The organism is Amycolatopsis sp. NPDC049868 (assembly GCF_044461365.1).
Taxonomy (GTDB): domain Bacteria; phylum Actinomycetota; class Actinomycetes; order Mycobacteriales; family Pseudonocardiaceae; genus Amycolatopsis.
Genome location: NZ_JBITKV010000014.1, coordinates 96,927 through 121,632 on the forward strand (window position 1 = coordinate 96,927; position 24,706 = coordinate 121,632).

Here is a 24,706-nt window from a genome sequence, read left to right on the forward strand (position 1 = left end):
CGATGTCTTGCGCTCACGCACGATACCGCGCCGATCACACCTGGTAGACGGGTTTCAGCCGAGAAGGCGAGCCTGGAGCCTGGTAAGTGGCCGGAGCACCAGGAAGATCGGCACGGCCATCCCGGCCGCGATGAGGAAGTGCACGATCCACGCTCCCGCCAGCGTCGGCCCGCCCCACGTGCCCTCGGGGTCGCTCCCGGTCCAGAAGAGACCGTAGGTCGCGATGCGCCCGACGAGGTAGAACAGCAGCAAAGCGAGCAGGAACGCGACCGCGCTCGGACCGAAGGCCGCCACGAACCGCGGCCGCGACCCGCTCTCGTGCCCGAGCCAGCGCCGCGTCAGTCCGCGCTGGACCTTCGCGCCACCGAGGTACCCCGGAAGCACGAGAAGCGCGTAGACCGCGCGTTTCCAGTCCGAAATCGTCATACCGGGCACGTTAGGGCTCGCTGACCTGCGGAAACATCGGGTAAGCCGTCGGATCCGGTAGGGAAAACCGGAGGTCACTGTGGTGATCCACACGACCGGGGTGCGGATGTACGCCAAACGTTCCCCGATGTCAGACGGGTATGCCACACTCGGTCGCCGAATGGCTACGACGTGAACAGGGGAGGTTCGCGTGTCGAACCCTGAGCAGCTCTTCGCTGATTTCGAGGCCAAGCTGGCCGACGCCCAGCGGAAGGCGAATCAGATGCGAACCGAGATCGAAAGCGTCTCGGTGTCCGAACGCAGCAAGGATGGCCAGATCTCGGTCAAGGTCAACCACGCGGGGAACCTCGTCGGCCTGGAGATCGGCCCTTCCGTACGGGACAACCCGGCGCTCGCGCAGGAGATCCTCCGCGTCGTCCAGAGCGCGCAAAGCAAACTCGCGGGCGCGATGCAGACCGGCGTGCCGTCCATCGCGGGCACCGAAACGATGAACGAGCTGGTCAACCAGCTGCACAACGAGTACCCGGAACCCGAACCGACGGGCTACGTCGAGGGTGGTCACCAGGAAGCGGACGAGGACGACCGCTTCGTCGCCGAAGACGAACTCGACGCACCTCCGCCTCCTCCCGCCCCGAAGCCGCCCGCTCCTCCGGCCACACCCGCGCCGCCGCGTGCCGCGCGCCGGCAGCAGACGGACCACGAGGACGACTACTTCACCGGCGGCGACTTCCTGCGCTGAGCGGGTTCTTGAGGGAGGGAAAGAACATGTCCGGAGGTTTCCATGTCGATCCGGGTGAGCTCGAGACTCATCGCAAGAAGATCGACGACATCAGCATCCGATTGAACCGGGTCGGTTCGGCCGTCGAGACGACGGCCAACCCCGAGGCTTTCGGCTTGGTCGGCATTCCTCTGGCCGCCATTTGCGGGCTCGGGCAGGTCGAGGCACTCGAGTCGATCGTGGCCGCGTCGAAGGCGTCTTTGGATCATGCGGAACGGGTGCACACCTGGCAGAAGGTCAAAGAGTGGGATGAAGAGGACTTCAAGGGCCTGTTCAAGCTGGAGGACTGACGATGCCTGAGACCGCTGAGATTCGCCCCGGCCCGGGCACATCCAACCCACTGGTCAAGACCGATGCCGCCGCGGACGAGAGCTCTCTCGAAGGCGCTGGAATCGTCCAGGATTTCTGGGACACCGCCGCCAAGATCAACAGTGGTGACTGGGCGGAGGGACTCGCGAACCTGGCCAACGGGGCCATGGGACTTGTCGGGTTGATGACCGATCCGATCGGCACGCTTCTGAGCGCTGGGTTCGGTTGGGTCATCGAGCATGTGTCCTTCCTCCGGGACCCTCTCGACATGCTCGTCGGCGACCAGGTCGCGCTCGACAACATGATCGGCACCTGGGAGAACGTGGGCAAGGAACTCGAACAGGTCGCTGAGGACCTCTCCAAGACCGTCGATCACGACAGTGCGGGTTGGAAGGGGACGGCTGCTGACGCTTACCGTGCCTTCGCGAAGGATCGTGCCGACCTCTACTCGGGCCTAGCCGTCGGCGCCAACGCGATGGGTATGTTGGTCAGCCTTTGCAAGACGATTCTGGCCGTCGTCCGGACCATGGTCCGGGACCTCATCTCCGAAGCACTCGCCAAGCTCGTCAGTATCCTGATGCGATACCCAGGGCCGGCGGCTCCTGCCGGGTTGGCCGCCGAAGGAGTACCCAAAGCCATCCAGTACGCGCAGAAGGCGATGGGGTGGGTCAAAAAGCTCGCCAAGGCATTCGGCGAGGCGAACAAGCTCTTCAAGCAACTCATGTCTGCCTTCGTCAGGGTAAGGGAACTCCTTGCCCCGGTGGGGAAGGCGATGTCCAGGGCTGGTGACTCCGCCTCGAGGGTGATGCGAGCCAACTGGAACAACCTCGGTGCCGTCGGCCGGGGGATCGAGAACGTTTCGACGACTCTCGGGGATGCCGGTAAGTACACGGAAACGTTGGTGAAAGAGACTTTGAAGGCTGTCGGCAAAGAATCCGACAAGCTCATGAAGGACGATGAGCCGAAACAGTCCGGGATCGTCGGTCCGAACAGCGCTGCTCCGCAGGCCTCTTCCGCCAGATCTTCTGAAGCACCCATTTTCGACCAGCAAGGTGGGCAGCGCATATCCGGTTCGCTGGAGTGACGCAATGCTGTGACAGCCGAGGAGTGCGTTGAAGACGGCATTGAGGGGTTTGATCGGCTGGTTCGCGCTGGCCGTCGTACTGGTCGGCGCCAACACCCTGGTCCAGATCCAACGAGATCCGGACGACCCGGGCTACACGCAGGTCGACGGTTTCGTCAGGGTGGTGCTATTCGTAACGTTCATCATCGCGTTGCTCGTTGTCACGAAGATCGGGTTCGTGAGCGTCGTCCAGGCACTCACCTTCGGTGCGATCAAACCTGAAAAGACCGTTGCCGAGAAGGCTGCGATCACCTTCGACATTCCCGAGACCGAGGAAGGCGGTCGTACCGCGGCGAACATCGTTGCCGTGGAGCTTTTCCTGATCGGGCTCGGCTTGCTGCTGGCCGGAGGTGCCGCGGGGTGGGCGATGCTCGATGGCGGCGGCTTCACCGCGTTGTCGGCAGGTACGTTCCTCGTCGCCGGGCTGGCGCTCTATCCGCTCATCCCGATGGCGATCAGCCGGGCGCGTGACAGCGGCCGCACTTGGCCGATCGAGATCACCTTCACGCCTGTCGGCATGAGTCAGCCTGTCGGAGAAGGTCAGAAAACCGTTGCCTGGTCGAGCATCGGCGGGTTTGTCTTCGATCGCCACCGAGGTGGTCGCCGTGTGGACGTTCACATCGCGATCTCGGACGACCGAGGACGGCACCAGCTGTTGCCGTTGTTCGCCAACGAGTCCGAGCACGGATTCCTGATGACCACCGCTATGGATCCCGCTGAAGCCGAACGTGCCGAAGCGGCCATCGAGCGATTCAATCCCGGTTTGGTGGAGTGGCGGGATCAGAGAGTTCGGCGCGGCGGATTCGGGCTCGAGAATCCCGGCGGCGGCGACGACGCCGTCGTGCGTTGGGGCGAGCCCGATCGCTCGGACGACCCGGCCTCCGCTCCCCAGCAGGCGACGGCTGTCGTCGCCCGGGAGTCTCGATCCGTGGCGGTCGCCAAAGGTATCGCCGCGTGGTCGGTGTCCGTGGTTCTCGTCTCGACCTTGTCGACGGTGATCTTGAACGCCGATGCGCTGGGCGGCGGCATGCCGTTTCTGGTCGTCGCCGGCATCGTGGTGGCTTTGGCAGGCGTCCTGGCGGTAGTGGTGACCGGCCGGCGGGCGGTCATGAACCGGTTCGTGTTCCGGCGGCGCGAGGTCCGCGGATTTTGGCCTCTCCCGGCGGATGTGGTCGGGTTCGGGATTCCCGACAACACCAAGTTCGTCACCATGGTCCTGGTGTCCGGGCTCAATGGCATCGGCTTGATCACCTTCGGCGGCGGCCTGTTCGTTGTCGCCGATCAGGCCGTGATCGACGATGGCGTCGCGAAGCTTCTCGGTGCAGCGGTCTTCGTGATCGGGCTCTTTTGCCTCGGATCCATCGCGTTTCGCCATCGCGAGACCACGAAGTCGCTTCGAGTGTCCGTGATGGACGAGGGTTTGGAGCAACCGGCCGAGCAGGCTAAACCCCTTGTCCTGCCATGGGATGAAGTCAGCGAAGTGATCCTCGACCAACATATCGCCGGTGGGCGCTTCTCTGCCCATATCGCTTTGGCCGAGGCGGAAGCAGTGGTTCTCCTGCATGAAATGTTCCGGAACCGATCGAGGTTCGGTCATCGACTGACACCGACGATGACGGCCGCCGAGGCGGAGCGATTCGCGGCCATGGTCGAATCCCGGCGGCCCGGCTTGGTGCGCTGGCCCGCTCGGAAGACCAAGCGAGGCGGATTCGGTCTCTTCCAACGCGCCGCCTTGCGATGGAGGGGCGGAACAGCGTCGCACCCGGCGCCACAAGAGGGCTTGTCGATCTCGAAGGTCCTCGATGCCGGCAAACAGCGGCGCGCCGGTTTCATCGCGCTTGCCGCAACGGTGGTCCTCGGCTTCGGGGTCGTCTCGGACACCGGGGTGGCAGTGCGTGTCGTCGCCGGCTTGCTGGGCTTGTCGATGTTCTCGGCGGCGATCGTTTCGCTGCGACGTGATCAGAGCCAGGTCATCAGGGAAATGGTTCTCAAGCCGCGCTGGATCACGGTGACGACCTTGACGTCCCGCACGTGGAGCTGGTCTGTGCGCTGGAGCGACATCGAGAAGATCGTACTGCGCCGAGCCGCCGGCACGGACGTGTTTCACGTAGTTCTCAGCCCGTCGAAGAACGTCGACGCGTACTACCCGCGTGAGCGCTTGGCGCGACCGCTGGGATTGAAGCGTGAGGAGAACGGCGACATCCTCCTCGCGGAGACGGAACTGACGACGGAGGACGTCAAAGAGATCTGGCCGGTCTTCAAGAGAAACGCGGAAGTCGCCTTCGACTCACCGGGAATCGACAACCCGGGCTATCTCGATGAAGAAGGTTCAGAACCTTCGTCGACGCGACAGGAACCATGACGTGTCCGACGAACGGTTGGTGATCTCACGAACGCCCGGGGTCATCGGTCACCTGGTGCTGGTGATCCTGTTCGGCACCTTGACCGTGGTCATGGGGATCGCCGTGGTCAGCGACTATCAGTTGGCTGTGCGCATCGTGGCCGGGGTCCTCTGCGCCGTGTTCATCTACTGCGGAACCATCGAGTTCCGTAACTACCGGACGCCCCCTCCCGCTGACGAACTGATTTTCGATCGTGCGGGAATCAGGCGTATCAAGGGTGGCGTGGTGGCCTGGAGCGCCAGGTGGGAGGACATCGCGAAAGTCATCCTGAGTCTCAAGTTTCGTGAGTACTCCCCACACCGTTCCGGATCTGACGACTTCACTCTGGTCATTCGCCCGGGATCGGGTTTCGACGCGCTGTCCGCTGGATTGGCCCGCGAACCCGATGGAGACCTCCAAGTGGCCGATGTCGACCTCAGGCATCGTGAGGTGAAGCTGCTGATGCCCTTTCTCGTGAAACATGTCGACGTCGCGATCGAGGACGACAACACCGCCGTGCGGACCGTGCCCGACGAACCGGTGGTGGCCACGGCCCGCGAGGAAGCTCTTGACGTCGTGGACGACGTGGTGAAGATCCACGTCAACGGATGGGACAAGCGCAAGCTGGGGATCTTCCGGTTCGCGGCCTTGATGATCGAGGTCACGGCCTTGGTGATCGCCGCCGCCGCTGAAGGCTCAGTTCGCGTCTGCGCGCTTGTAGTGCTCTTCGCGCTCTTTGCGGTAGCGATGGTGGTCGAAGCCTTCGAAGGAGCGACGCACGAGAAGAAGAGAAAAGTCGTGCTGGAACTAGGACCTCGCGGCTTCTACTTCCGGACCTACGGCACCTTCGTCGGAGTGTGGTGGCACGAGATCGACGCGGTGCGGTGGGGAGTCGACCATGGCTCCACCTACTTGGACTTCCTGCCGGGATCGGACATGTTCGCGATCCGCCATCCGAAGCTGGCTGAATTGACCAGAAGTGATCCGTACAACGACGAGTCCGAAAGTCTCGCCGGTGGTTGGTATCGGCTGGGGCGCCCGTTCAGCGTGAACGCGCGACGTGAGTTCGAAAGCAGTATGCGGACATCAGATCGCGTGGAGTTCCGGGAAACGGCCGTAGCGGGCTGAGGCGCCCGTCAACCGGGGCGCCGCCGGCGCCGATCACTCGGGGGGCTACGTGATCGACGCCGGCGACCCGATGCCCTCTTCCCGGCGGAAGCCGGGATCGGGGCAACGTCACCGCTTGGACGCGGCAACGCATCTCAAGAGCGGGCGTGATCGCCGAAGTGACGCCCGGGGGAAGATTGTCCCCCGAAAGAGTGACGGCGTTCCGCTGCTCGCCTGATTGTCGCACTACGCGCCGAGAAAGTTACAAAGTTCTTCACATCTTCGCCTGGAGAAGGGGCTCGGCCGGACAACTGCTGGTCATGGCATGGTCTCTTCCATGACTTCTCAGGTGCTGGTCATCGGGTCCGCCAATGCCGATCTCGTCGTCCCGGTCGATAGGCGACCTGGTGGTGGCGAAACCGTACTCGGTGGCGACACGATCTTGTCACCGGGTGGCAAAGGCGCCAACACCGCGGTCGCGGCGGCCAGGCTCGGGGCGGACGTCGCGTTGCTCGGGGCGGTCGGCGACGACCCGTACGGGGAGTTGCTCAAGCGGTCGCTCGCCGAGTCCGGGGTGGACACGGGCTCGTTGCGCACGAGTGAGCGCCCGACCGGGATCGCGTACATCACGGTCACGCCGGACGGCGAGAACTCGATCCTCGTCTCGCCCGGCGCCAATTCCGCCTTGCGGCCCGAGGACGTCGACCTCGACGGCGCCGAGATCGTGGTGCTGTCGCTGGAGATCCCGCTCGAAACCGTCGAGCACGCCGTCGCGAAAGCCGTTGAACACCATGTGAAGACGCTGCTGAACCTGTCGCCCGCCGCGGAGCTTTCCGCGAAGACGCTTCAGGGGCTCGATGTGTTGCTGGTCAACGAGCACGAGGCCGCCTTCCTGCTCGGTGGCGAGGCGGATTTCCCCAAGCTGCTCGACCTCGGCCCGAAGGCCGCGGTCGTGACGCTCGGCGCGAAGGGGGCGGCGGTGGTGACGGCGGACGGGGTGACGGAGGTGCCGTCGCCGAAGGTCGAGGCCGTCGACACGACGGGCGCCGGTGATGCTTTCGCGGGGGCGCTCGCCACTTCGCTCGCGAAGGGCGAGGAGTTGGCCGATGCGGCGCGCAAGGCGGTGAGGGTGGCGGCGATCACTGTGACCCGCCAGGGTGCGCAGCCCTCGTATCCACTGGCGTCCGAACTGGAATGATGGTCTGCTGATGGCTATGAGCCAGGTCACGCCGCCTATGAGATATGGTCTAGACCATGCCGTCTGAGTCACTGTCCGGGGTCGCCGTCAGTCCCGGCCGCGCGAGCGGTCCTGTCGTCCGGGTCGCCGAACCGCTCGGTGAACCCGCGAGCACGCCGGCACCGGCCGATCCCGCCGCCGAGGCGGCCCGGATCGCCCCGGCCGCACAGATCGTGGCGGGCAGGCTCGAGAAGCTCGCCGAGACGGCGTCAGGTGAGGCCGCGACGATCCTCATCACCACCGCGGCGATGGCGGCCGACCCGGCGCTCGTCTCCTCGGCGGAGCAGCTGGTCAAGGAGCAGAACCTGCCCGCGCCGCGTGCGGTGCACCAGGCGGCGGGGAAATTCGCCGACGCGCTCGCGGCCGCGGGCGGCTACATGGCCGAGCGGGCTCGCGACGTCCTCGACGTGCGCGACAGGCTCATCGCCGAACTGCTCGGCATCGCGCCTCCCGGCGTTCCCGACCTGGCGTCGCCGAGCGTGCTCGTCGCCCGCGACCTCGCGCCCGCCGACACCGCGGGCCTCGACCCGGACAAGGTGCTCGCGCTCGTCACCGAAGAGGGCGGCCCCACGAGCCACACCGCGATCCTCGCCCGCGCGCTCGGCATTCCCGCCGTCGTCGCGATCCGCGGGATCCTCGCGCTCGACGCGCAAGCGCTTGCGGTGGACGGCGACACCGGCGTCGTCGAGGTCGCGGACCCGAACGCCGAAGTCGTCGCGGCCGCCAAGATCGGCGCGATCGAGTGGGACGGCACCGGCGCGACCTCCGACGGGCACCGGGTGAAGGTGCTCGGCAACGTCGGTTCCGCCACCGACGCCCAGGCCGCCGCCGAGGCGGGCGCGGAAGGCGTCGGCCTCTTCCGCACCGAGTTCTGCTACCTCGACGCCTCTTCCGAGCCGAGCGTCGAAGAGCAGCGCAAGGCCTACACCGCCGTGCTCACGCCGTTCCGCGGCAAGCCGGTCATCGTCCGCACCCTCGACGCGGGAGCGGACAAACCCCTCGCGTTCCTGGAGCCCGAGGACGAGCCCAACCCGGCGCTCGGCGTACGCGGCCTTCGTGTCGCTTTCGACCGTCCCGAGATCCTCGACCGCCAGCTCGAGGCCATCGCGGGTGCCGCGCAGGACTCCGGCGCCGAGGTTTCGGTGATGGCCCCGATGGTCGCCACCGCCGCCGAGGCCGCCTGGTTCGCCGAGCGCGTCCGCGCCGCCGGAATCGCCCGCGCGGGTGTGATGATCGAGATCCCGGCCGCCGCGCTGACCGCCCGCGAGATCCTCGACGTGGTCGACTTCGTCTCCGTCGGCACCAACGACCTCGCGCAGTACACCTTCGCCGCGGATCGCCAGCTCGGCGCCGTCGCCAAGCTCAACGACCCGTGGCAGCCCGGCCTGCTGCGCCTGCTCAAGGTCATCGGCCAGGCCGCGAAGGACACCGGCAAGCCCGCCGGAGTCTGCGGTGAGGCCGCAGCCGATCCGAGGCTCGCGCTGGTGCTGACCGGCCTCGGCCTGACCAGCCTCTCGATGAACGCACCCGCCGTGCGCGCGGTCGGCGCGAGCCTGGCGGCCACGACGCTGGCCGAATGCGAGGCACTGGCTGACGCGGTACTGGCCACACCGGACCCGGTCTCCGCAAGGCAAGCCGCCGCGGAGCGGTAGCAAAGGTCCCCCGCTCCCCAAAAAAGGATCGGGGGGCATGTCGAAATCCGGTTCACCACTTCGACGCCTAGGTGAAAGACACCGAAGCGACGAAAGGACCGGACCATGACGACCACCATGACCTCGACGCGGGCTGGACGCCGGGAATGGGTCGGGCTGGCCGTGCTGGCCCTGCCCACCTTCCTGGTCTCCCTCGACGTGTTCGTGCTGATCCTCGCGCTGCCGAAGCTCAGCCAGAGCCTCGGCGCCGACAGCACCCAGCAGCTGTGGATCATGGACGTCTACGGCTTCATGATCGCCGGGTTCATGGTCACCATGGGCACCCTCGGCGACCGCATCGGCCGCCGGAAACTGCTGCTCATCGGCGCCACGGCGTTCGGGCTGGCCTCCGTGCTGGCCGCGTTCTCGACCACCGCGCTGATGCTCATCGCCGCCCGCGCGCTCCTCGGGATCGCCGGTGCGACGCTGGCGCCGTCGACGCTCGCCCTGATCAGCAACCTGTTCTCCGACAGCCGTCAGCGTTCGCTCGCGATCGGCATCTGGGCCGGTTGCTTCACCGTCGGCGCGATCGTGGGCCCGATGGTCGGCGGCGTGCTGCTGGAGCACTTCTGGTGGGGTTCGGTGTTCCTGCTCGGTGTCCCCGCGATGGTCCTGCTGCTCGCCGTCGGCCCGAAGCTCCTGCCCGAGTACCGCAACGAGAACGCCGGCCGTCTCGACCTCGTGAGCGTCGCGCTTTCACTGGTCACGATCCTGCCCGCGGTCTACGGCATCAAGGAACTCGCCCGCGACGGTGTGCACGTGGTTCCGGTGGCCTCGCTCCTGATCGGTCTCGGCTTCGGCGCGGTGTTCGTGCGGCGCCAGCGCACCCTGCGGGACCCGCTGATCGACCTGACGCTGTTCCGCGGCCCCGCGTTCTCGACGGCGCTGGGCGGGATGTGCGCCTTTTCGATGCTCGGCGGGACGACCATGCTCTTCGTCGCGCAGTTCTTCCAGATCGTGCTGGAGCTTTCCCCGGTCGGTGCCGCGCTGGCGCTGCTGCCCGGGATGCTGGCTTCGACGGTCGGCTTCCTGGCCGCCCCGATCCTCGCCCGTCGCGTCCGCCCCGCGACCTTGATCGCCACCGGGCTGGCCGGTGCGATCGCGGGGTTCCTGTTGCTGACGCAGGTCGAGGCGGGCGCCGGTCCGGTGATCCCGTCGATCGCCTTCGCCATCACCTGCCTGTGCGGCGGTCCGCTGATCACCCTGGGCACGGATCTGGTCGTCGGCTCGGTGCCGCCGGAGAAGGCCGGTTCGGCGGCCTCGCTTTCGCAGACCGGCAACGAATTCGGCTACGCGCTGGGTATCGCGACCGTCGGGACGCTGGGCAACGCCGTCACCCGGTCCCGGCTCGCCGACGCCGTCCCCGCGCACGACGCGTTCGCCAGCGGGATGCACGCGGTGTCCGGGCTGGCCGCGCTGGTGCTGGCCGCGGTCGCCTACTTCGTGCTCCGGCACCTCCGCCACGTGCGCCCGGTCGGCGCCTAACCGAAGAAGCCCCGCCGCGGGTACTTGATGATCAGCGACCCCCCGTGCACGCGCCCGGTGATGACGAACCGGGGCGTGCCGGGGCGGCCGTTCGATCGCGTCCGGTCGTCGAGGTTGCCGAATTTGATGTCGGTGATCGAGTTGGTGTCGACGGCGCCGTTCTCGGGGATGGTGATCTCCACCGGCCCCCATTTGGCCTGCAGTTCGATGTGCACCACCGGATACCGGATCTCGGCCTGGGAGAAGTCCAGTTTCGTGGCGCCGTACTTGTTCCGGATCACCATCGCCTCGGGGACCAGCCAGTTCCCGTTGCGCTGCAACGCCGAGTACTTGCCGTTGAGCTCCATGACCTGCCCGGACGCCTGCGCGTAGGCGTGCTGCCGCGGCGGCGCCCACGGGTTCTGCTGCTGTCGCGGCACCATCCCCGCTTCGGGGTGCACCAGGCCAGGCAGATCCGTGAGCACCGCGTTCAGCTCACCGCGGGTCTTGGCGGCGAGGGCGCGGTCGGTCCGTTCGGTGAACTCGTCGAGGTTCAGCAGCCCGAGGCCGATCGCCTTCTGCAGGACCTCGACGACATGCTCGCGTTCCGCGTCGGAGACCCGGATGTCCCGTCCGGTCAACGGCTTGGTTTCGGTCGCCGGCTGCTCTTCCTCGCCCATGCCAGGAATGGTAGAACCGATTCTCACGCGCGAGATCGGGGAAATACCCTGAACAGACCCGCATTTCTTCCCTGTGCCGCCCTGCTGGCGGCTGTCCTGCTGCTGACCGGATGCACCGTCGAAGCGGACCCGCCGGGGGCCGTTCCGGTACCGACGGCCCCACCGGCGTCGAAACTCGAAGGCATACCGGTGGACTACTCAGGGTTCCGCCTGGTCATGGCCACGTCCCCGCCGTCGATGCTCGATCCCGCCACCGGTGCCACCACTCCGCTGCCCGGTGCTCCGGCCGGTGACCGGGTCAACGACGTCATCCGGGTCGGCAAGTTCCCGGTCGTGCTGTCGGCCGGCCGCTGCGGGCCGTCCTGCCTGGAGCCGTCCGAGGTGCTCGTCTACGGCGATCCCCAGAACCAGCCTTGGAAGCTCGGCAAGGCCCGCAGTGTCGCCCCGGCCGCCGACGAAAGCGGCGTCTGGCTGATCCGCGACGACGGCGACGACCTGTGCCGCCTCCAATACGTCTCCTTGCTCGGCGTCGAGCGCGGGCGCGGCCGTCCGGCGAGCTGCACGATGGCGGTGCGCCAGGAGGTACCGCAGGGCCTGCTGATCACGGTGAACACCGGGACGGCCACCGCCGAGGACGTGCTGATCGACCCCGCCACCGGCCGCGCCGTGCGCCAGTTCCCCCGGGTACTGGCGATCACCAAGGACCGGATGCTGCTGGCCGAGCTGACCGAGTTCTCCGTGCTCGACCTGCGGAACAACCAGCGCACACCGGTCAAGCGGCCGGTGGCCAACGGCAAACCGGGGCCGGTGGTGCCGAGCCGCGACGGCTACCGGGTCGCCGTGCTGTTCGGCGACCCGGCCTGGGCGGGGACGGCCACGCAGACCGCCGACATCTGGGTGCTCGCGCTCGACACGCTGACCTGGACACGCGCGCCCTCGATGCCGATCGCCACCGAACTCAAACGGGCCGTGATCGAATGGACCGAGAGCGACGACCTGGTGCTCGCCACGGACGTCGTCGCGAGCTGGCGGCTCGACCGGCCACAGTGGACGGTCGTCAAAACCGCGTTGCCCGCCGAGCGGAACCAGCGGGTGGTGGCCATCGCCCAGGGCTGACTATTCCTCGTCCAACCCGTGCTCGATGGCGTACCGGGCGAGTTCGACGCGGTTGTGCAGCTGGAGTTTGCGCAGTGTCGACTGGACGTGGTTCTCCACCGTCCGATGCGAGAGCACGAGTTTCTCGGCGATCTGCCGCGCCGTCATCCCCTTCGCGACCAGGCGCAGGACGTCGGTCTCGCGTTCGGTCAGCCGCGGCGGCGCGGGCCCGTCGTCCGGGGCGTCGGCCATCCGGCGGTACTCGCCGAGGACGAGTCCGGCGAGTCCGGCGGTGAACACCGGGTCGCCCGCCGCGGTCCGCTTGACCGCGTCCACCAGCTCACTCGCCGAGGCCGACTTCACCAGGTACCCCGACGCCCCGGCCTTGACCGCTTCGAGGACATCGCTGTGCTCGCCGCTCGCGGACAGCACTAGCACCTTCGTCGACGGCAGTTCCGCGGTGATCTCGCGGGTGGCGTCGACGCCCGACGTGTCGCCGAGATTGAGGTCCATCAGCACGACGTCCGGCCGGACCGTGCGCGCGATCCGCACCGCGGCGGGCGCGTCCGGCGCGGTGGCCTTCACGTCGAAACCGTGCTCGGCCAGGTCGCGCGCGACGCCGTCCCGCCACATCGGATGGTCGTCGACCACCATCACCGAGACCTGAGGCGCTTCGGTCATCGCTTTCCCCTCGCCGCCACTGGAACCTTGACTTCCCATTCCGTGCCCTGGCCGGGCGCGGTGTCCAGGGCGACGCTTCCGCCCAGATCCCGCACCCGCCCTTTGATGGACTCCGCGATACCTAGATGTCCCTCGGCCGCCGCGCGTTCCAAGACACCGGGCGCGATTCCCGGCCCGTCGTCGCGGACGCTGACCACGACCTCGGTGCCGAGGTCCTCCAGCAGCACCCAGGCGTGCGCGTCCTCCCCCGCGTGCTTCTCGACGTTCGACAGCGCCTCGCGCGCCACGGCCACCAGCTCCGCGGTCACGTGTTCGGGCAGCTGGACTTCGCCCGCGGGCGTCGAGACCTGCACGGACGGCGTCGCGAGCAGCTGCAGCGCGGACCGGAGGTCGGTGGTCCCGTTCTCGCTCGGATGCGTCGGCTCGGTGGTGACCAGTGCCCGCAGCGCGATCTCCTGCTCACCGGCCAGTTTCGCCAGTTCGGCGGCCTCCCCGCCGAATTCGGCGCCGCGTTTGCGCACCCGGGCGAGCACCTGGAGGACGCTGTCGTGGATCGAGCGGGCGAGCCGCTCCCGTTCCGCTGTCGCGGCCTCCATGCGCAACGCCCTGGTCAGCGCGTCCGCCGACCGGCGGGCCATGGTCGCGGCCAGCCCGATCACGAACCCGCTCGCGGTGAGCAGGAAGCCGTCCCGCGCGACGTCGACGTCGAACCGCCAGCGCACCAGCCCGGTGACCACCGAGACCACCAGCCCGGCCAGCACCCCGCCGAGCGCGCCGAACCGCGTCCCGGCGGCCGCGGGCGGGACCGCCGCCCACACCGTCGTGATGAGCGGGGTGTTGGCGTCGAACTGCGCGGTGGTCAGGATCCACGCCGAGGTGACCATGAGAGCGGCGGTCAGCGCGAGATCGACGCCGACCAGCCACGGCCAGCGGCTCGACGGCCGCGCGTAGAACACGCTGCTCAGCACCGTCCACAGCGTCATCACGCCGAACGACGTCCACGCGAGCCACTTATTCGCGTAGCCGTCGTAATGGACGATGAACGAGCCGAGTGCGAAGAGCAGCGTCGTCACGCGGAGCACGATCACCCCGCGCCACAGCGGAGTGGCCGGGTCCCGCGTGCCGAGCGCCGAAACGGCGCGCCAGAGCGGGGGCTCGGTCATGACTTCGCTTCGGCCTCTTCCCCGGGATCGTTCGGCTGCGCCGCCTGATCCCGCAGGACGTCGATCTCGGCCGGATCGGGATCGTGTTCGTGCAGCAGGGACCGGATACCGGCGTTGAGCACCGCGAGCAGCGGCACCGACAGCAGCGCGCCGGCGATCCCGGCGGCGACGAGACCGGCGGTGATCGCGAGCACCACGGCGAGCGGGTGCAGCTTCACCGCGCGGCCGAGCAGGATCGGCTGCAGCACGTGGCTCTCCAGCTGCATGACGCCGATGACGATGGCCAGCACGATCAGCGCGCCGACGACGCCCTTCGTCACCAGCGCGATCAGCACCGCGACCGCGCCCGCGATCACCGCGCCGATGATCGGGATGAAGGCGCCGAGGAACACCAGCGTCGCCAGCGGGATCACCAGCGGCACGCCGACGATCGCCAGGCCGATGCCGATGCCGACCGCGTCGACCACGGCCACCGCCGCCGTCGCGCGCACGTAGCTGACCAGCGACGCGAAGCCACGCCGGCCCGCGACGTCGACCCGGTTCCGCACGCGGCCCGGCACGCCGCGGACGAGGAACGTCCAGATCTGGTCGCCGCCGGAGAGGAAGAAGATGAGGATGAACAGCGTCAGGATGAAACCGGTGACGATCTCGCCGACCGTGCCCGCGGTGGTGAGCGCGGTGGTGGTGATCGACGCCTGGTTGTTCTGCAGGAAGCTGATCGCCTGGTTGATGAACTCCTGGATCTGCTCCTGGCGCAGGTGCAGCGGCCCGTCGATGAGCCAGACCTTGATCTGGTTGAGGCTCTCCGTCAGCTGTTTCTGCAGTTCCGGCAGGCCGGAGGAGAACTGCGCGACGACGAACGTCAGCAGCCCGCCGAGCACCGCGAGACCGGCGATCAGCACTATCCCGGCCGCCAGCCCGCGCGGGAATCTCAGCGTCGTCAGCTTGGAGACCGCCGGCGCGAGCAGCGCGGCGAGCAGCAGCGCGATCGACAGCGGGATCACGACCACCGACAGATAGCCGATGAGGAACACGACGACGTAGAGCGCCGCGATCACCACGATGAAGCGCCACGACAACGCCGCACCGATCCGCAGGCCGCGGGGAACCAGGTTGGTGACGTCTTCGGTCGACTCGGAGAGGAACGGGTTCGCCGGGTCGAATTCCGGCTGCTTGCGCTGGGGCTCGCTCACGGGCACACCGTATCGGTCCGAGACGACGTTTCCTGAGCATTCCGGGCAACGCGCACGGGTCGAATTCGCCCGATGCGACGCTTGACACATCGCCGGTGGATCGACTCGGGAGTAACCGGGCCCCGCCAGGCTTGATCACCGATCGTGATTTCGGGTTACACCGTGTGTTCTTCACACGATCGTGCCATCAAGGCCTTTCAAACTCGCGCAAGCCATCCGCACTTTGCTTACCTCGGTCCCGCAACCACGAACCGAAGCGACAGGAGACCGAGTGACGAACGCGGCGAAGAACGAGAGGCGGGGCGCTGTGCGCTTCGGCCGTCTCGCTTCGCGTGCGCTGTTCGTGCTCGGTGGTGCCGTCGCCGGTTCCGCCGCGGCGTGGGCCGTTTCCGGCGCTTCCGCTTCCGCGGACGTCGCGCCGGTGGTCTCCGCTCCCGAAACCAGCGTCACTCCGGTCACCGACGCCACTGCGGCGGGTTTGACCGACGTTTCCGGTGGCACCTCGAAGTTCGCCGGCGATGTCGCCGGAGCGATGTGCGGCGACACCCAGCAGGACGCCACGACGTGGTCCATGCCGGGCGAAGACGGGTCCGCGTCCGCGAAGCACCACTGCGGCGACATCCGCGCCGACCGGCACGAGGTCTCCACCCGCGTCAGCGACGCGGTCACCGACTTCGCGGACAACTCGGTGGTCACCCCGGTCAAGCGGACCCTCGGCGCCGTCGAGCACATCGTGCGCAAGCCGCAGGACACCCGCCAGGTGCTGGACGAGACCTTCGCCCCGTCGCCCGACTTCGGCAGCAAGGTCTGGGACCTCCTCGACCCGAACGGTCACGGCGACCTCGTCCCGGAACTCCCGGTCGGCGGAAGCCCGGTCGACCCGGAGTCCCCGCTGGACACCATCGGCGCCGGTGAGCAGATCACCGACTTCGCGCAGCTGGCCACGACGCAGTTCCCCGCTTCCTCCGAGACCGTCCTCCCGATGCCGGCCTTCGCGCAGTCGCACGATGCCTTCGATCAGGTCGAGGACGCTCCGGCGCGTGACGGTCACCGTGGTGACCTCCCGCGTCCGATCACCCCGGCGCCGCTTCCCTCCGCGCCTTCCTTCCCGACTGTCCCCGGCGGCTCCGCCCCCGGTGGTCACCTCGACGGCCTGACCCACGGCGTTCCCGCCTGGGTCGCCGCCGCCGTCGAGCGTTCCCTGACCGGCTACGCGCTGGCAGGCACGCGGTACATGCCGCTCACCCCGGGCTCGCAGCCCGGCGTCACTCCCGACTGAACACCTCCCTCCGCGGGGTAGCCGACGCGCCTCACGCCTCCCGATTCCGGGCTTGGCTTCGCGTCCGCTCCTGATCCCCCGCGAAACGGCGGTGCGCTTTGTCGCGCCCGCACTCGCTCCACCCCCCTCTGGTGCCTTTCGAACGGCACCTCCTCGAACCCGAAAGGGAACCCGAAATGAAGGAGAAAAACCCCATGCAATCCTGGGCAAAGCGCGGACTCCAGACCGCGTTGGTCACGGGTGGGTTGTTGATGCTGGGCACCGGCATCGCCTCGGCTGACGAACACGTCAACCCCGACACCCCGGCCTCCCCGCTCGACGCGAACGTCACCGTTCCGGTCGAGATCGACAACAACGCCGTTGGCACGCCCCTCGGCCAGGCCGACCTCCCCGGCTACAAGGGTGAGGTCAGCACCAAGGCCGTCACCAAGCCCGTCTCGGACGCGCTGGACTCGGCTTCGTCGCCCGGCGGCAGCACCGACGGCATCGGTGGAGGGCTCCCCAGCCTCTCCGGCAAGAACGCCGTCCCGGCGCCGCTGGCCGCCAAGGACTCCCGCCAGATCAGCGGCGGGATGACCTCGGGTGGGTTCACCACCACGGACGACATCCTCAAGGGCAACAAGGTCGTCGGTGACGTCGTCGTCCCGATCCAGATCGTCGACAACGCCATCGGCGTGATCGGCGACGCCGAGGTCGAGGGTGGCACGCACGACCAGACCTGGTCGCACAACCAGGACGTCGAGACCACCGGTGAGGACTCCAGCCTCGCCGGGAACGTCGTGGCCCTCGACTGGGCGCTGCCCGTGCAGATCGCCGGCAACGCCGGTGGGCTCGCCGGCGGCACCGGTCGCGTGGTCGGCGGTTCCGCCAGCCAGAGCACCACCGAAACCGGCAACATCACCACCGACGGCGAGGGCTCCGCCCTGTCCGGCAACGTGCTGGCCGGTCAGTTCGCCACCCCGGTCCAGGTCACCGGCAACGCCGCCTCCTGGATCATCGGCAACGCCAACAGCTCCGGCTACGAGGCCGAGACCGAAGCCACCTCCGGCGGCTGGGTCGAGACCGACGGTGACGAGTCCGCCCTCGGCGGCAACGTCGGCGCGGTGCCGATCGCCCTCCCGGTGAAGTTCAACGACAACGCGGCCGCCGCGTGGGGTTCGCTCGCGAACTCCAACAGCAGCTCGTCGGCGGACGCCACCGCCGGTGACACCACCCCCGGCTGGAGCAACGTCCCCAGCTACGTGCAGACCTCCGGCGAGGACTCGGCCGTCGCGGGTAACGCGATCGTGCCGCAGACCGCGGACGTCGCGAACGTCGGCGGCGTGGCCGCCAGCTGGATCGGCCTCGCGAACACCGGCACGGACGGCGGGACCAGCCAGTCCAGCGTCGTCGACGCCGGTGGCTTCGTCAGCAGCGAGGGCGAAGGCTCCGCCGGTGGCGGCAACATCGTCGACCCGGCACTGGCCGCCCCGGTCGAGGTGACCTGCATCGCGGGCACCTACATCGGCAGCGCCAACGTCGAGTCCTGCGAGAACACCGTCGACGCGAACGCCGGCAACGGCAGCCACACCACGGGTGACGACTCCACCCTGGCGGGCAACGTCGTCAACACCCAGGCCGCGCTGGCCCCCGAGGTGTTCGGCGTCGCCGGCTCGCACATCGGACAGGCGACCGCCGACGCGTCCGAGACGAAGACCGTGACCGCGGGTGCGTACGACGGCACCACGGGCAACGACTCGTCCGGCTCGGGCAACATCGTCCAGGTCCCGGCCGCGGTTCCGGCCGAGGTCTTCGGCGTCGGTGGCTCGTTCATCGGTCAGAGCACCGCCTCGGCCGAGGAGACCAAGGTCGTCTCCGGTGGCGGCGGCGGGAACACCGCCGACGACAACGGCTTCCTCAGCTCCAACCTGGGCACCGTGCCGGTTTCGCTGCCGGTGCAGGCGTTCGGGGTCGGTGGTGCGTTCATCGGCCAGGGCCACGGTGGCGCCGACGGCGACACCACCTCCAACGCGGGCGGCGACGTCCACGCGACCGGTGACGGTGGCGCGGGCGCGGGCAACCTGATCTACGGCCCGGTCTCCGCCCCGATCCAGGCGCACAACTTCGCCGGCGTGCTCGGCGGGATCGCCTCGGGCAAGGGCACGAACCTCACCGACTCGAACGCGGGCGGCGACGCCACCGCCAACGGTGAAGAAGGCGCGCTGGCGGGCAACATCGTCCAGACGCCGATCGGTGGCACGGGCCAGCTGACCGGGCACGGCATCGCCGGTGCGGGCATCGCCGAGGGCGAGAGCGTCAGCGACGTCCTTTCGGAGGCCGGCGGCGACGCCACCACCAACGGTGACGGTGGCGCGGTTTCGGGCAACATCGTCGGCGCGCAGGCGCTGCCGATCGTGCCGGTCACCCACGACGCGGTCGCGGCCGCCGGTCTGGCCGACGCCAACGGCGCCAACACCGTCGACGCCCTTTCGGGCGGGGACGTGGAGACCTCGGGTCTCGACGGATCGCTCTCGGGCAACATCCTCGACATCCCGGCCGCGGCCGACCCCGAGGTGTTCGGTGACGCGATCGCGGCCGCCGGTGGCGTGTCCGAGACCGGCGCGGAGAGCATGATCACCGGCCAGGCCGGTGGCGACAGCATCACCGACGGCAGCGGAGAGGCCCTGTCGGGCTTCAACTTCCACCACCCGCTGGTCGTCGTGGTGCCGCTGAACGAGTTCGAGGTCCCGGTCCTGGCGATCGCGGACGAGAACTCGACCGACTCCACCGTGATCAACGAGGAGGAGTTCACCCGCGCCTTCACCGACTCGGTCGGTTCGGAGATGCCGATCGACGCGCTGCCCGCGCTGCCGTTCGGTGCCCCCGCGGTGCCGTCGATGAACGGTGCCGGCACCCTGCCGACCACCCCGGCGATCGGTGGCGCCCGCGCCGACGGTCCCCAGGTGGCGACCCTCCCGGTGCAGGTGGCCGGCCTGACCGCGCTGAAGCAGCTGGGTGCCATCCCGACGCAGCTGCCGAAGTCGGACCTGCCCGAGCTGCCCGGCACCCCGGCCCTGCCCGGTGTCCCGGCCCTGCCGAAGACCCCGGGTCTGCCCGGTGACGACGCTCGCGCGGACGCCCCCAAGGTCGCGCAGCTGCCGACCCTCCCGGCGCTGAACGGGCTGCCCACCCCGGGCAACCTGCCGGTGCAGCTCCCCACGGCCGGCGCCCTGCCGACCGCGGGCGCGCTGCCCACCGCCGGTGCGCTGCCGGTGCAGCTGCCCACCACGGGCACCCTGCCCGCGGTGAACAACACCCCGGCGATGCCGACCGCGCAGGTCCCGGCTCTGGCGGGCGTCGACTCGTCGCCGCTGAACATGTTCCAGCGCTTCATCGGCACCCTGACCGGCAAGAAGTTCCACACCATGTGAACCTGCCAGTCGGCTAGCGCCACTGAATGAACCGAAGCGGGCCCGGGAGACACTCCCGGGCCCGCTTCCTTTTGTGTGTTCCGCCCCCGATCACGCGTGTTCGCTCTCCAATCACGCGTGTCGTCCGTCTGATCACGCGAGATCGCCGTTTCAGCCCCCAGGGGTGAAGAGCGCGTCCTGCGCGGCGCCCATCGCGGTCAGCACCGCGCCTTCCAGCACCGCGCCCCCGCCGACGGTCCCCGCCCGGACCTCGGTCCGCAGCGGCGAGATCTCCGAGAGCCGGCGGCTCACCCGTGCCGCCAGCGCGTCGCCACCGGCCCGCCCGATCTCCCCGCCGAGTACGAGACAGCCCGGGTCCAGCACCGCGGTGACCGCGGCGGCACCGATCGCGATCCGCTCCGCGACGATCTCCAGGAAATCCCCGGCGTCGGCATCGATCGCGTACCCGATGGCCGCTTCGGCCGCTTCGGCGTTGTCGGCCGACGACGCCGGGATGCCGTGCGCACGGGCCAGCTCGCAAAGCGCGGCGCTGCCCGCCAGTGTGTGGAAGCCGCCGTCGCAGTCGGTCGCGGTCGGGAGCCGTCCGGGTCCCAGCATCGGCAGGAACCCGATCTCACCCGCGCCGCCCGACGCGCCCCGCCGCAGCGAACCGTCGAGGACGACCGCCGCGCCGACCCCGAAGCCCAGCCACAGCAGGACGAACGTGTCCCGGTCGCGGGCGGCGCCGAGCCGCTGTTCGGCGGCGGCCGCGAGGTTGACCTCGTTCTCCAGCAGCACCGGGACCCCCAGCCGCCGCCGGAGTTCGTCGACGAGTTTCCCGTGCCACGCGGGCAATCCCCCGGCGTGCCGCAGACCGCCGGTCGCCGGGTCGACCAGACCGGGGGCGCCGACGGCGATCGTGTGCAGCGCGGTCGCGCCCGCTTCGGCGGTGGTGGTCTTCAGCAGCGCGATCGCCCGCTCCACCGCCTCGTCGGTGTCGACGTCCAGGTCGAACGGCAGCGACGCCTCCGCGCGGGTCCGGCCCAGCAGGTCCGCGACCGAAACGGCCATGCCGTGGGTGCGGACGTCGAGCCCGGCGAGATACGCGCGTTCGGCGACGATGCCGTACAGCTTCGCGTTCGGGCCGCGGCGGTCCGCGCCCGCTTCGCCGACGATTTCGATCAGGCCCGCGTCCCGCAGGCGTTCGACGAGGTCCGCCACCGTCGGCCGGGAAAGCCCGGTCAACGTCTTGAGCTGGGCGGCCGTCAGCGAACCCTCGCGGTGGAGCAGGTCGAGGGCGAGGCGGTCGTTGATGGCGCGCGCCGTGCTCGGGGAGGCGGACGGCGTCCGGATGACACTCACCGGCAGATCCTCCCAGAATTAATTATCAGGTTCCCTTCCTGATAGTTTACGCTGACGCCGTCGAGTCGTCTCATGGACCTTGGGGGCCCAGTGACCAACACAGTGGAAACCGTCGGCGGGCCGACGCGGCGGGTGCGGCAGGCGCGGGTCGCCATCGCCGCCGTCTTCGCCGTGCACGGCGCGGTGACCGGCAGTTTCGCCACCCGGATCCCGTGGATCCAGGAACACGCGGGGATCAGCGCGGGTCAGCTCGGCCTCGCGCTCGCCTTCCCCGCGATCGGCGCTTCGCTCACCATGCCGCTCGCCGCGCGGATCGGGCACCGGCTCGGCGGCAGACTGGGGCTCCGGCTGCTGCTCGCGTACTGGACACTGGCGCTGATCCTCCCGTCCCTGGCGGGAAACCTCTTCACCCTGTGTCTCGCGCTGTTCGTCATGGGAACCGCGGCCGGTACCTCGGACGTGCTGATGAACGCCCTCGGCGTCGACGTCGAGGAGAAGATGGGCAAGTCGGTCATGTCGGGGCTGCACGGCATGTGGACCACGGGCGCGCTCTTCGGCTCCGCCGCGGGCACGCTCGCCGCGCACGCCGGACTGGACGCCCGGATCCACTTCGTGATCGCGTCGGCCGTGCTCACCGTCGCCGGCGCGCTCATCTGTCAGGGGGTTTTCGACGTCCGGAGCGCCCCCGACGAGCACCCGCCGCCGCGGTTCGCGTTGCCGCCGAAGTCGGCCGTGGTCATCGGTGCGGTCGCGTTCTGCGCCGTCTTCGCCGAGGGGGCGAGCCTCGACTGGTCCGCCGTCTACCTGCGGGACGTCCTCGGTACCTCGCCGGGGATCGCGGCCGCGTCGACCACCGCGTTCACCTGCACGATGGCGGTCGCCCGGCTCTCGGGCGACGCGCTGGTGCGGCGCTTCGGCTCGGTCAAGACCGTCCGTGCGGGCGGGGTGTTCGCGACCGCGGGTGGTCTGTTGGTCGTCTTCGCCGTCCATCCGGTGATGGCGATGGCCGGTTTCGCCTTGATCGGGCTCGGCGTCTCCGTCGTCGTTCCGCTCGCCTTCGCGGCGGCCGGACGCAGCGGGCCGACGCCGAGCCAGTCGATCGCGGGCGTCGCGACCATCACCTATTCGTCGGGTCTCGTCGCGCCGTCGCTCATCGGCGGGATCGCCGACCTGACGTCGCTGACGGTGTCCTTCGCGGTGGTCACGCTGCTGGCGCTCGGCTTGGTGGCCGGCGCGGGTGTCCTGCGATCCCGCTAGCCGAACTGGAGGGAACGCTTGGCGAGGCCGTGCCAGTAGCCGTCGATGACGGTCTCGCCTTTTCCTTCCGAAGAGCTCGCGCCGAGCGAGACGAACAACGGCGCGAAGTGTTCGATCCTGGGGTGCGCGATGGCGGCGGCGGGGGCCTTGCGCTGGAAGTCCAGCAACGCGTCGAGGTCGCCCTCGCGCAGGGTTTCCGCGCCCCAGTGGTCGAATTCGCTCGACCATGACGGCGGCGTCCCGTCGGTTCCGTCGGTCTCGCGCATGGCGCTCAGGTTGTGGGTGAAGAAACCGCTGCCGATGATCAGCACGCCTTCGTCGCGCAGCGGCGCGAGCTTCCGGCCGAGGTCGAACAGTTCCCTCGGGTCCAGCGAGGGCATCGACACCTGCAGCACTGGGATGTCGGCGTCCGGGTACATCTCCACGAGCGGGACGTACGCGCCGTGATCGAGGCCGCGGTCGGGCGCGTCGTGGACCGGTGTCTGGGACGAACGCAGCAGTTTGCGCACCTTGTCCGCCAGCTCGGGAGCACCGGGCGCGGCGTATTTCACCTGGTAGTAGCGATCGGGGAAGCCCCAGAAGTCGTAGACCAGCGGCACCGTGGTGGTGGCGCCGAGGGTCAGCGGCGCCTCTTCCCAGTGCGCCGAGACGACGAGGATCGCCTTCGGCTTCTCGAGGTCCGCCGACCAGCCGGCGAGCTGGCGGGTCCAGGTGGCGTCGTCGGCGAGCGGCGGCGCGCCGTGGCTGAGGTAGAGCACCGGCGTCATGTCAGCTCCAGGTGTTTGAACTTTCAACTACCAGGATAGACGACGCCGGTCGCCTCCGCCTTATTCCCGGGCGAGGTTCGCGGCCATCCGTTCCAGGACGCCGACCGTCGTCCGGTATTCGTCGTCGCTGATGCCCTCGGTCACGCGTGAGCGGAACTCGCCGACCTTGGTCTTCAGCCGGAGGTGTGCCGCCCGGCCTGCTTCGGTCAGGCCGTCCTCGTCCATCCAGCCGCGAACGCGCAGGTCGGCGATGGTTTCCCGGAGATCTCCGAATGGCTTCAGCGCCTCGTCGGGCGACGCTCCCGTGTTCAGGACCTGCCAGTGACGGCGGGTCAGTGATTCGGTGGCGAGGACCCGGTCCAGTGAAGATTCGAGAGCCTGGTGAAGGTGGGCGAACCAGAATCCGATGGGCTTCATGGATACTCCCCGGGTAGACGGCAACTACATGTAAAAATACATGCACTTGGTGAGGACGGGCAATGACGGACGCCGTGGCCGACGTGGAACGCGCGATGATCGCCATCCGGCGAAGCCAGGCGAGGCGATCGCTGTCGAAGCTCGCCCGCGACCGCGCCGAAACGATGCCGGACCAGGCGATACAGGGGCTCCTCGACGCCGTCGAAGCGGCCGAGGAGAGCGGTGAACCGGGTACCGTCACCAGCCTCGCGGCGGCGTTGACCATCGACCAGCCGCGGGCGAGCCGCCTGGTCGCCCGCGCGGTCGAGGGTGGTTTCCTCCGGCGCGAAGCCGATCAGCGCGACGGCCGCCGCGCCGTCCTCGTGCTCACCGGAACCGGGCGCGCCGAAGTGACGCGGATGCACGAATTCCGCCGTTCGGTATTCGCCGAGGCGATGGCGGACTGGCCGGACGACGACCGTCGCGAATTCGCACGGCTGCTGACGGCGTTCGTCCGGAACTACGGCGCGCTCGGCGTGAAGTAGTTGACCAGGTTGCCGTCGGGGTCGCGGAACAGCAGCGACCGGTTCCCCCACGGCATCGTGGTCGGCTTCTGCACGATCTCGGCCAGATCCGCCAGCCGCTCGTACTCGCGGTCGACGTCCTCGACGCGGAATTCGAGGATCGCGGTCCGGTTCGATTCGGGCACGGCGGCGCCCGCGCCGAACAACGTCATCGTTTCGGCGCTGCCGATCGCCAAGGTGCACGACGGGCCGACGAGTTCGGCGAACTGCTCGGAGCGCCATCGCGCGTCGAGGCCGGTCGCCTTCTCGTAGAACCCGGTGAGGCGGGCGACGTCATGGGTGATCACACGGACGGAAACGAACTGCACGATGGATCCTTTCGAGTGCCGGAAAGCGGGACACCG

At 68.8% G+C, this 24,706-nt stretch carries 22 protein-coding genes; 13 read left to right on the forward strand and 9 right to left on the reverse strand.

What is annotated here, in order from left to right; all coding sequences use genetic code 11:
* Positions 1–54: 54 nt before the first annotated feature.
* Complete coding sequence (locus ACIBTM_RS38560) at positions 55–426, reverse strand: hypothetical protein (protein WP_395882082.1); 372 nt, start codon at positions 424–426, stop codon at positions 55–57.
* A gap of 190 nt (positions 427–616) precedes the next feature.
* Between ACIBTM_RS38560 and ACIBTM_RS38565 the strand changes: the two genes are divergently transcribed.
* From ACIBTM_RS38565 to ACIBTM_RS38600, 8 genes are all read left to right on the forward strand, one after another.
* A complete protein-coding gene (locus ACIBTM_RS38565) occupies positions 617–1,165 on the forward strand; it encodes a YbaB/EbfC family nucleoid-associated protein (RefSeq protein ID WP_395882083.1) in 549 nt (182 codons plus the stop codon).
* A gap of 26 nt (positions 1,166–1,191) precedes the next feature.
* Positions 1,192–1,494, forward strand: coding sequence for a hypothetical protein (locus ACIBTM_RS38570; RefSeq protein ID WP_016338319.1), 303 nt, complete (start codon positions 1,192–1,194; stop codon positions 1,492–1,494).
* Between the two features lie 2 nt (positions 1,495–1,496).
* On the forward strand, positions 1,497–2,597 hold the full coding sequence (locus ACIBTM_RS38575; RefSeq protein ID WP_395882084.1) for a hypothetical protein: 1,101 nt from the start codon (positions 1,497–1,499) through the stop codon (positions 2,595–2,597).
* 28 nt (positions 2,598–2,625) lie between these two features.
* A complete protein-coding gene (locus ACIBTM_RS38580; protein WP_395882085.1) occupies positions 2,626–4,998 on the forward strand; it encodes a hypothetical protein in 2,373 nt (790 codons plus the stop codon).
* A 1-nt stretch (position 4,999) separates the two neighbouring features.
* Entirely contained in the window at positions 5,000–6,145 is a 1,146-nt protein-coding gene (locus tag ACIBTM_RS38585) for a hypothetical protein (RefSeq protein ID WP_395882086.1), read from the forward strand.
* A 316-nt stretch (positions 6,146–6,461) separates the two neighbouring features.
* Complete coding sequence (locus tag ACIBTM_RS38590) at positions 6,462–7,322, forward strand: ribokinase (RefSeq protein WP_395882087.1); 861 nt, start codon at positions 6,462–6,464, stop codon at positions 7,320–7,322.
* 56 nt (positions 7,323–7,378) lie between these two features.
* The gene (gene ptsP, locus ACIBTM_RS38595) at positions 7,379–9,013 is read left to right on the forward strand and encodes a phosphoenolpyruvate--protein phosphotransferase (protein WP_395882088.1); all 1,635 of its coding nucleotides are present in this window, start codon (positions 7,379–7,381) and stop codon (positions 9,011–9,013) included.
* Between the two features lie 105 nt (positions 9,014–9,118).
* Positions 9,119–10,537, forward strand: a complete 1,419-nt coding sequence (locus ACIBTM_RS38600) for an MFS transporter (protein ID WP_395882089.1) — start codon at positions 9,119–9,121, stop codon at positions 10,535–10,537.
* Here the strand turns inward: ACIBTM_RS38600 and ACIBTM_RS38605 are convergent.
* Complete coding sequence (locus tag ACIBTM_RS38605; RefSeq protein ID WP_395882090.1) at positions 10,534–11,196, reverse strand: DUF1707 domain-containing protein; 663 nt, start codon at positions 11,194–11,196, stop codon at positions 10,534–10,536. The two genes, ACIBTM_RS38600 and ACIBTM_RS38605, sit on opposite strands and share 4 nt — an antisense overlap.
* Positions 11,197–11,412: 216 nt before the next feature.
* On the opposite strand from ACIBTM_RS38605, the gene ACIBTM_RS38610 reads away from it, so the two are divergent.
* Positions 11,413–12,312 carry a hypothetical protein gene (locus tag ACIBTM_RS38610; RefSeq protein ID WP_395882091.1) on the forward strand — a complete coding sequence of 300 codons (900 nt, stop codon included), beginning with the start codon at positions 11,413–11,415 and terminating at the stop codon, positions 12,310–12,312.
* Here ACIBTM_RS38610 and ACIBTM_RS38615 read toward each other — a convergent pair whose 3' ends face one another.
* The 3 genes from ACIBTM_RS38615 to ACIBTM_RS38625 are packed head-to-tail and all read right to left on the reverse strand — an operon-like array spanning position 12,313 to position 15,328.
* Positions 12,313–12,972: a response regulator gene (locus ACIBTM_RS38615; RefSeq protein WP_395882092.1), complete on the reverse strand. Its 660-nt coding sequence runs from the start codon at positions 12,970–12,972 to the stop codon at positions 12,313–12,315.
* Positions 12,969–14,135 (reverse strand): MacS family sensor histidine kinase, encoded by a 1,167-nt coding sequence (gene macS / locus ACIBTM_RS38620; protein ID WP_395882093.1) that lies wholly within the window; start codon positions 14,133–14,135, stop codon positions 12,969–12,971. Before macS ends, ACIBTM_RS38615 begins: the two co-directional genes overlap by 4 nt.
* On the reverse strand, positions 14,132–15,328 hold the full coding sequence (locus ACIBTM_RS38625) for an AI-2E family transporter (protein ID WP_395882094.1): 1,197 nt from the start codon (positions 15,326–15,328) through the stop codon (positions 14,132–14,134). The genes macS and ACIBTM_RS38625 overlap by 4 nt, the downstream gene beginning before the upstream one ends.
* A 271-nt stretch (positions 15,329–15,599) precedes the next feature.
* Here ACIBTM_RS38625 and ACIBTM_RS38630 point away from each other — a divergent pair, with 271 nt between their 5' ends.
* Positions 15,600–16,607, forward strand: a complete 1,008-nt coding sequence (locus tag ACIBTM_RS38630; RefSeq protein WP_395882095.1) for a hypothetical protein — start codon at positions 15,600–15,602, stop codon at positions 16,605–16,607.
* A gap of 194 nt (positions 16,608–16,801) precedes the next feature.
* Entirely contained in the window at positions 16,802–20,017 is a 3,216-nt protein-coding gene (locus ACIBTM_RS38635) for a beta strand repeat-containing protein (protein ID WP_395882096.1), read from the forward strand.
* 150 nt (positions 20,018–20,167) lie between these two features.
* On the opposite strand, the gene ACIBTM_RS38640 is transcribed toward ACIBTM_RS38635, so the two are convergent.
* Positions 20,168–21,358, reverse strand: coding sequence for an ROK family transcriptional regulator (locus ACIBTM_RS38640; protein WP_395882097.1), 1,191 nt, complete (start codon positions 21,356–21,358; stop codon positions 20,168–20,170).
* A gap of 90 nt (positions 21,359–21,448) precedes the next feature.
* Between ACIBTM_RS38640 and ACIBTM_RS38645 the strand changes: the two genes are divergently transcribed.
* The gene (locus ACIBTM_RS38645) at positions 21,449–22,615 is read left to right on the forward strand and encodes an MFS transporter (protein WP_395882098.1); all 1,167 of its coding nucleotides are present in this window, start codon (positions 21,449–21,451) and stop codon (positions 22,613–22,615) included.
* On the opposite strand, the gene ACIBTM_RS38650 is transcribed toward ACIBTM_RS38645, so the two are convergent.
* The gene (locus ACIBTM_RS38650) at positions 22,612–23,382 is read right to left on the reverse strand and encodes a dioxygenase (RefSeq protein WP_395882099.1); all 771 of its coding nucleotides are present in this window, start codon (positions 23,380–23,382) and stop codon (positions 22,612–22,614) included. The genes ACIBTM_RS38645 and ACIBTM_RS38650 overlap by 4 nt on opposite strands.
* 60 nt (positions 23,383–23,442) lie before the next feature.
* Entirely contained in the window at positions 23,443–23,799 is a 357-nt protein-coding gene (locus ACIBTM_RS38655; RefSeq protein WP_395882100.1) for a MarR family transcriptional regulator, read from the reverse strand.
* Between the two features lie 62 nt (positions 23,800–23,861).
* On the opposite strand from ACIBTM_RS38655, the gene ACIBTM_RS38660 reads away from it, so the two are divergent.
* Complete coding sequence (locus ACIBTM_RS38660; RefSeq protein WP_395882101.1) at positions 23,862–24,323, forward strand: MarR family winged helix-turn-helix transcriptional regulator; 462 nt, start codon at positions 23,862–23,864, stop codon at positions 24,321–24,323.
* Here the strand turns inward: ACIBTM_RS38660 and ACIBTM_RS38665 are convergent.
* Entirely contained in the window at positions 24,299–24,670 is a 372-nt protein-coding gene (locus tag ACIBTM_RS38665) for a VOC family protein (RefSeq protein WP_395882102.1), read from the reverse strand. The genes ACIBTM_RS38660 and ACIBTM_RS38665 overlap by 25 nt on opposite strands.
* Positions 24,671–24,706 lie beyond the last annotated feature (36 nt).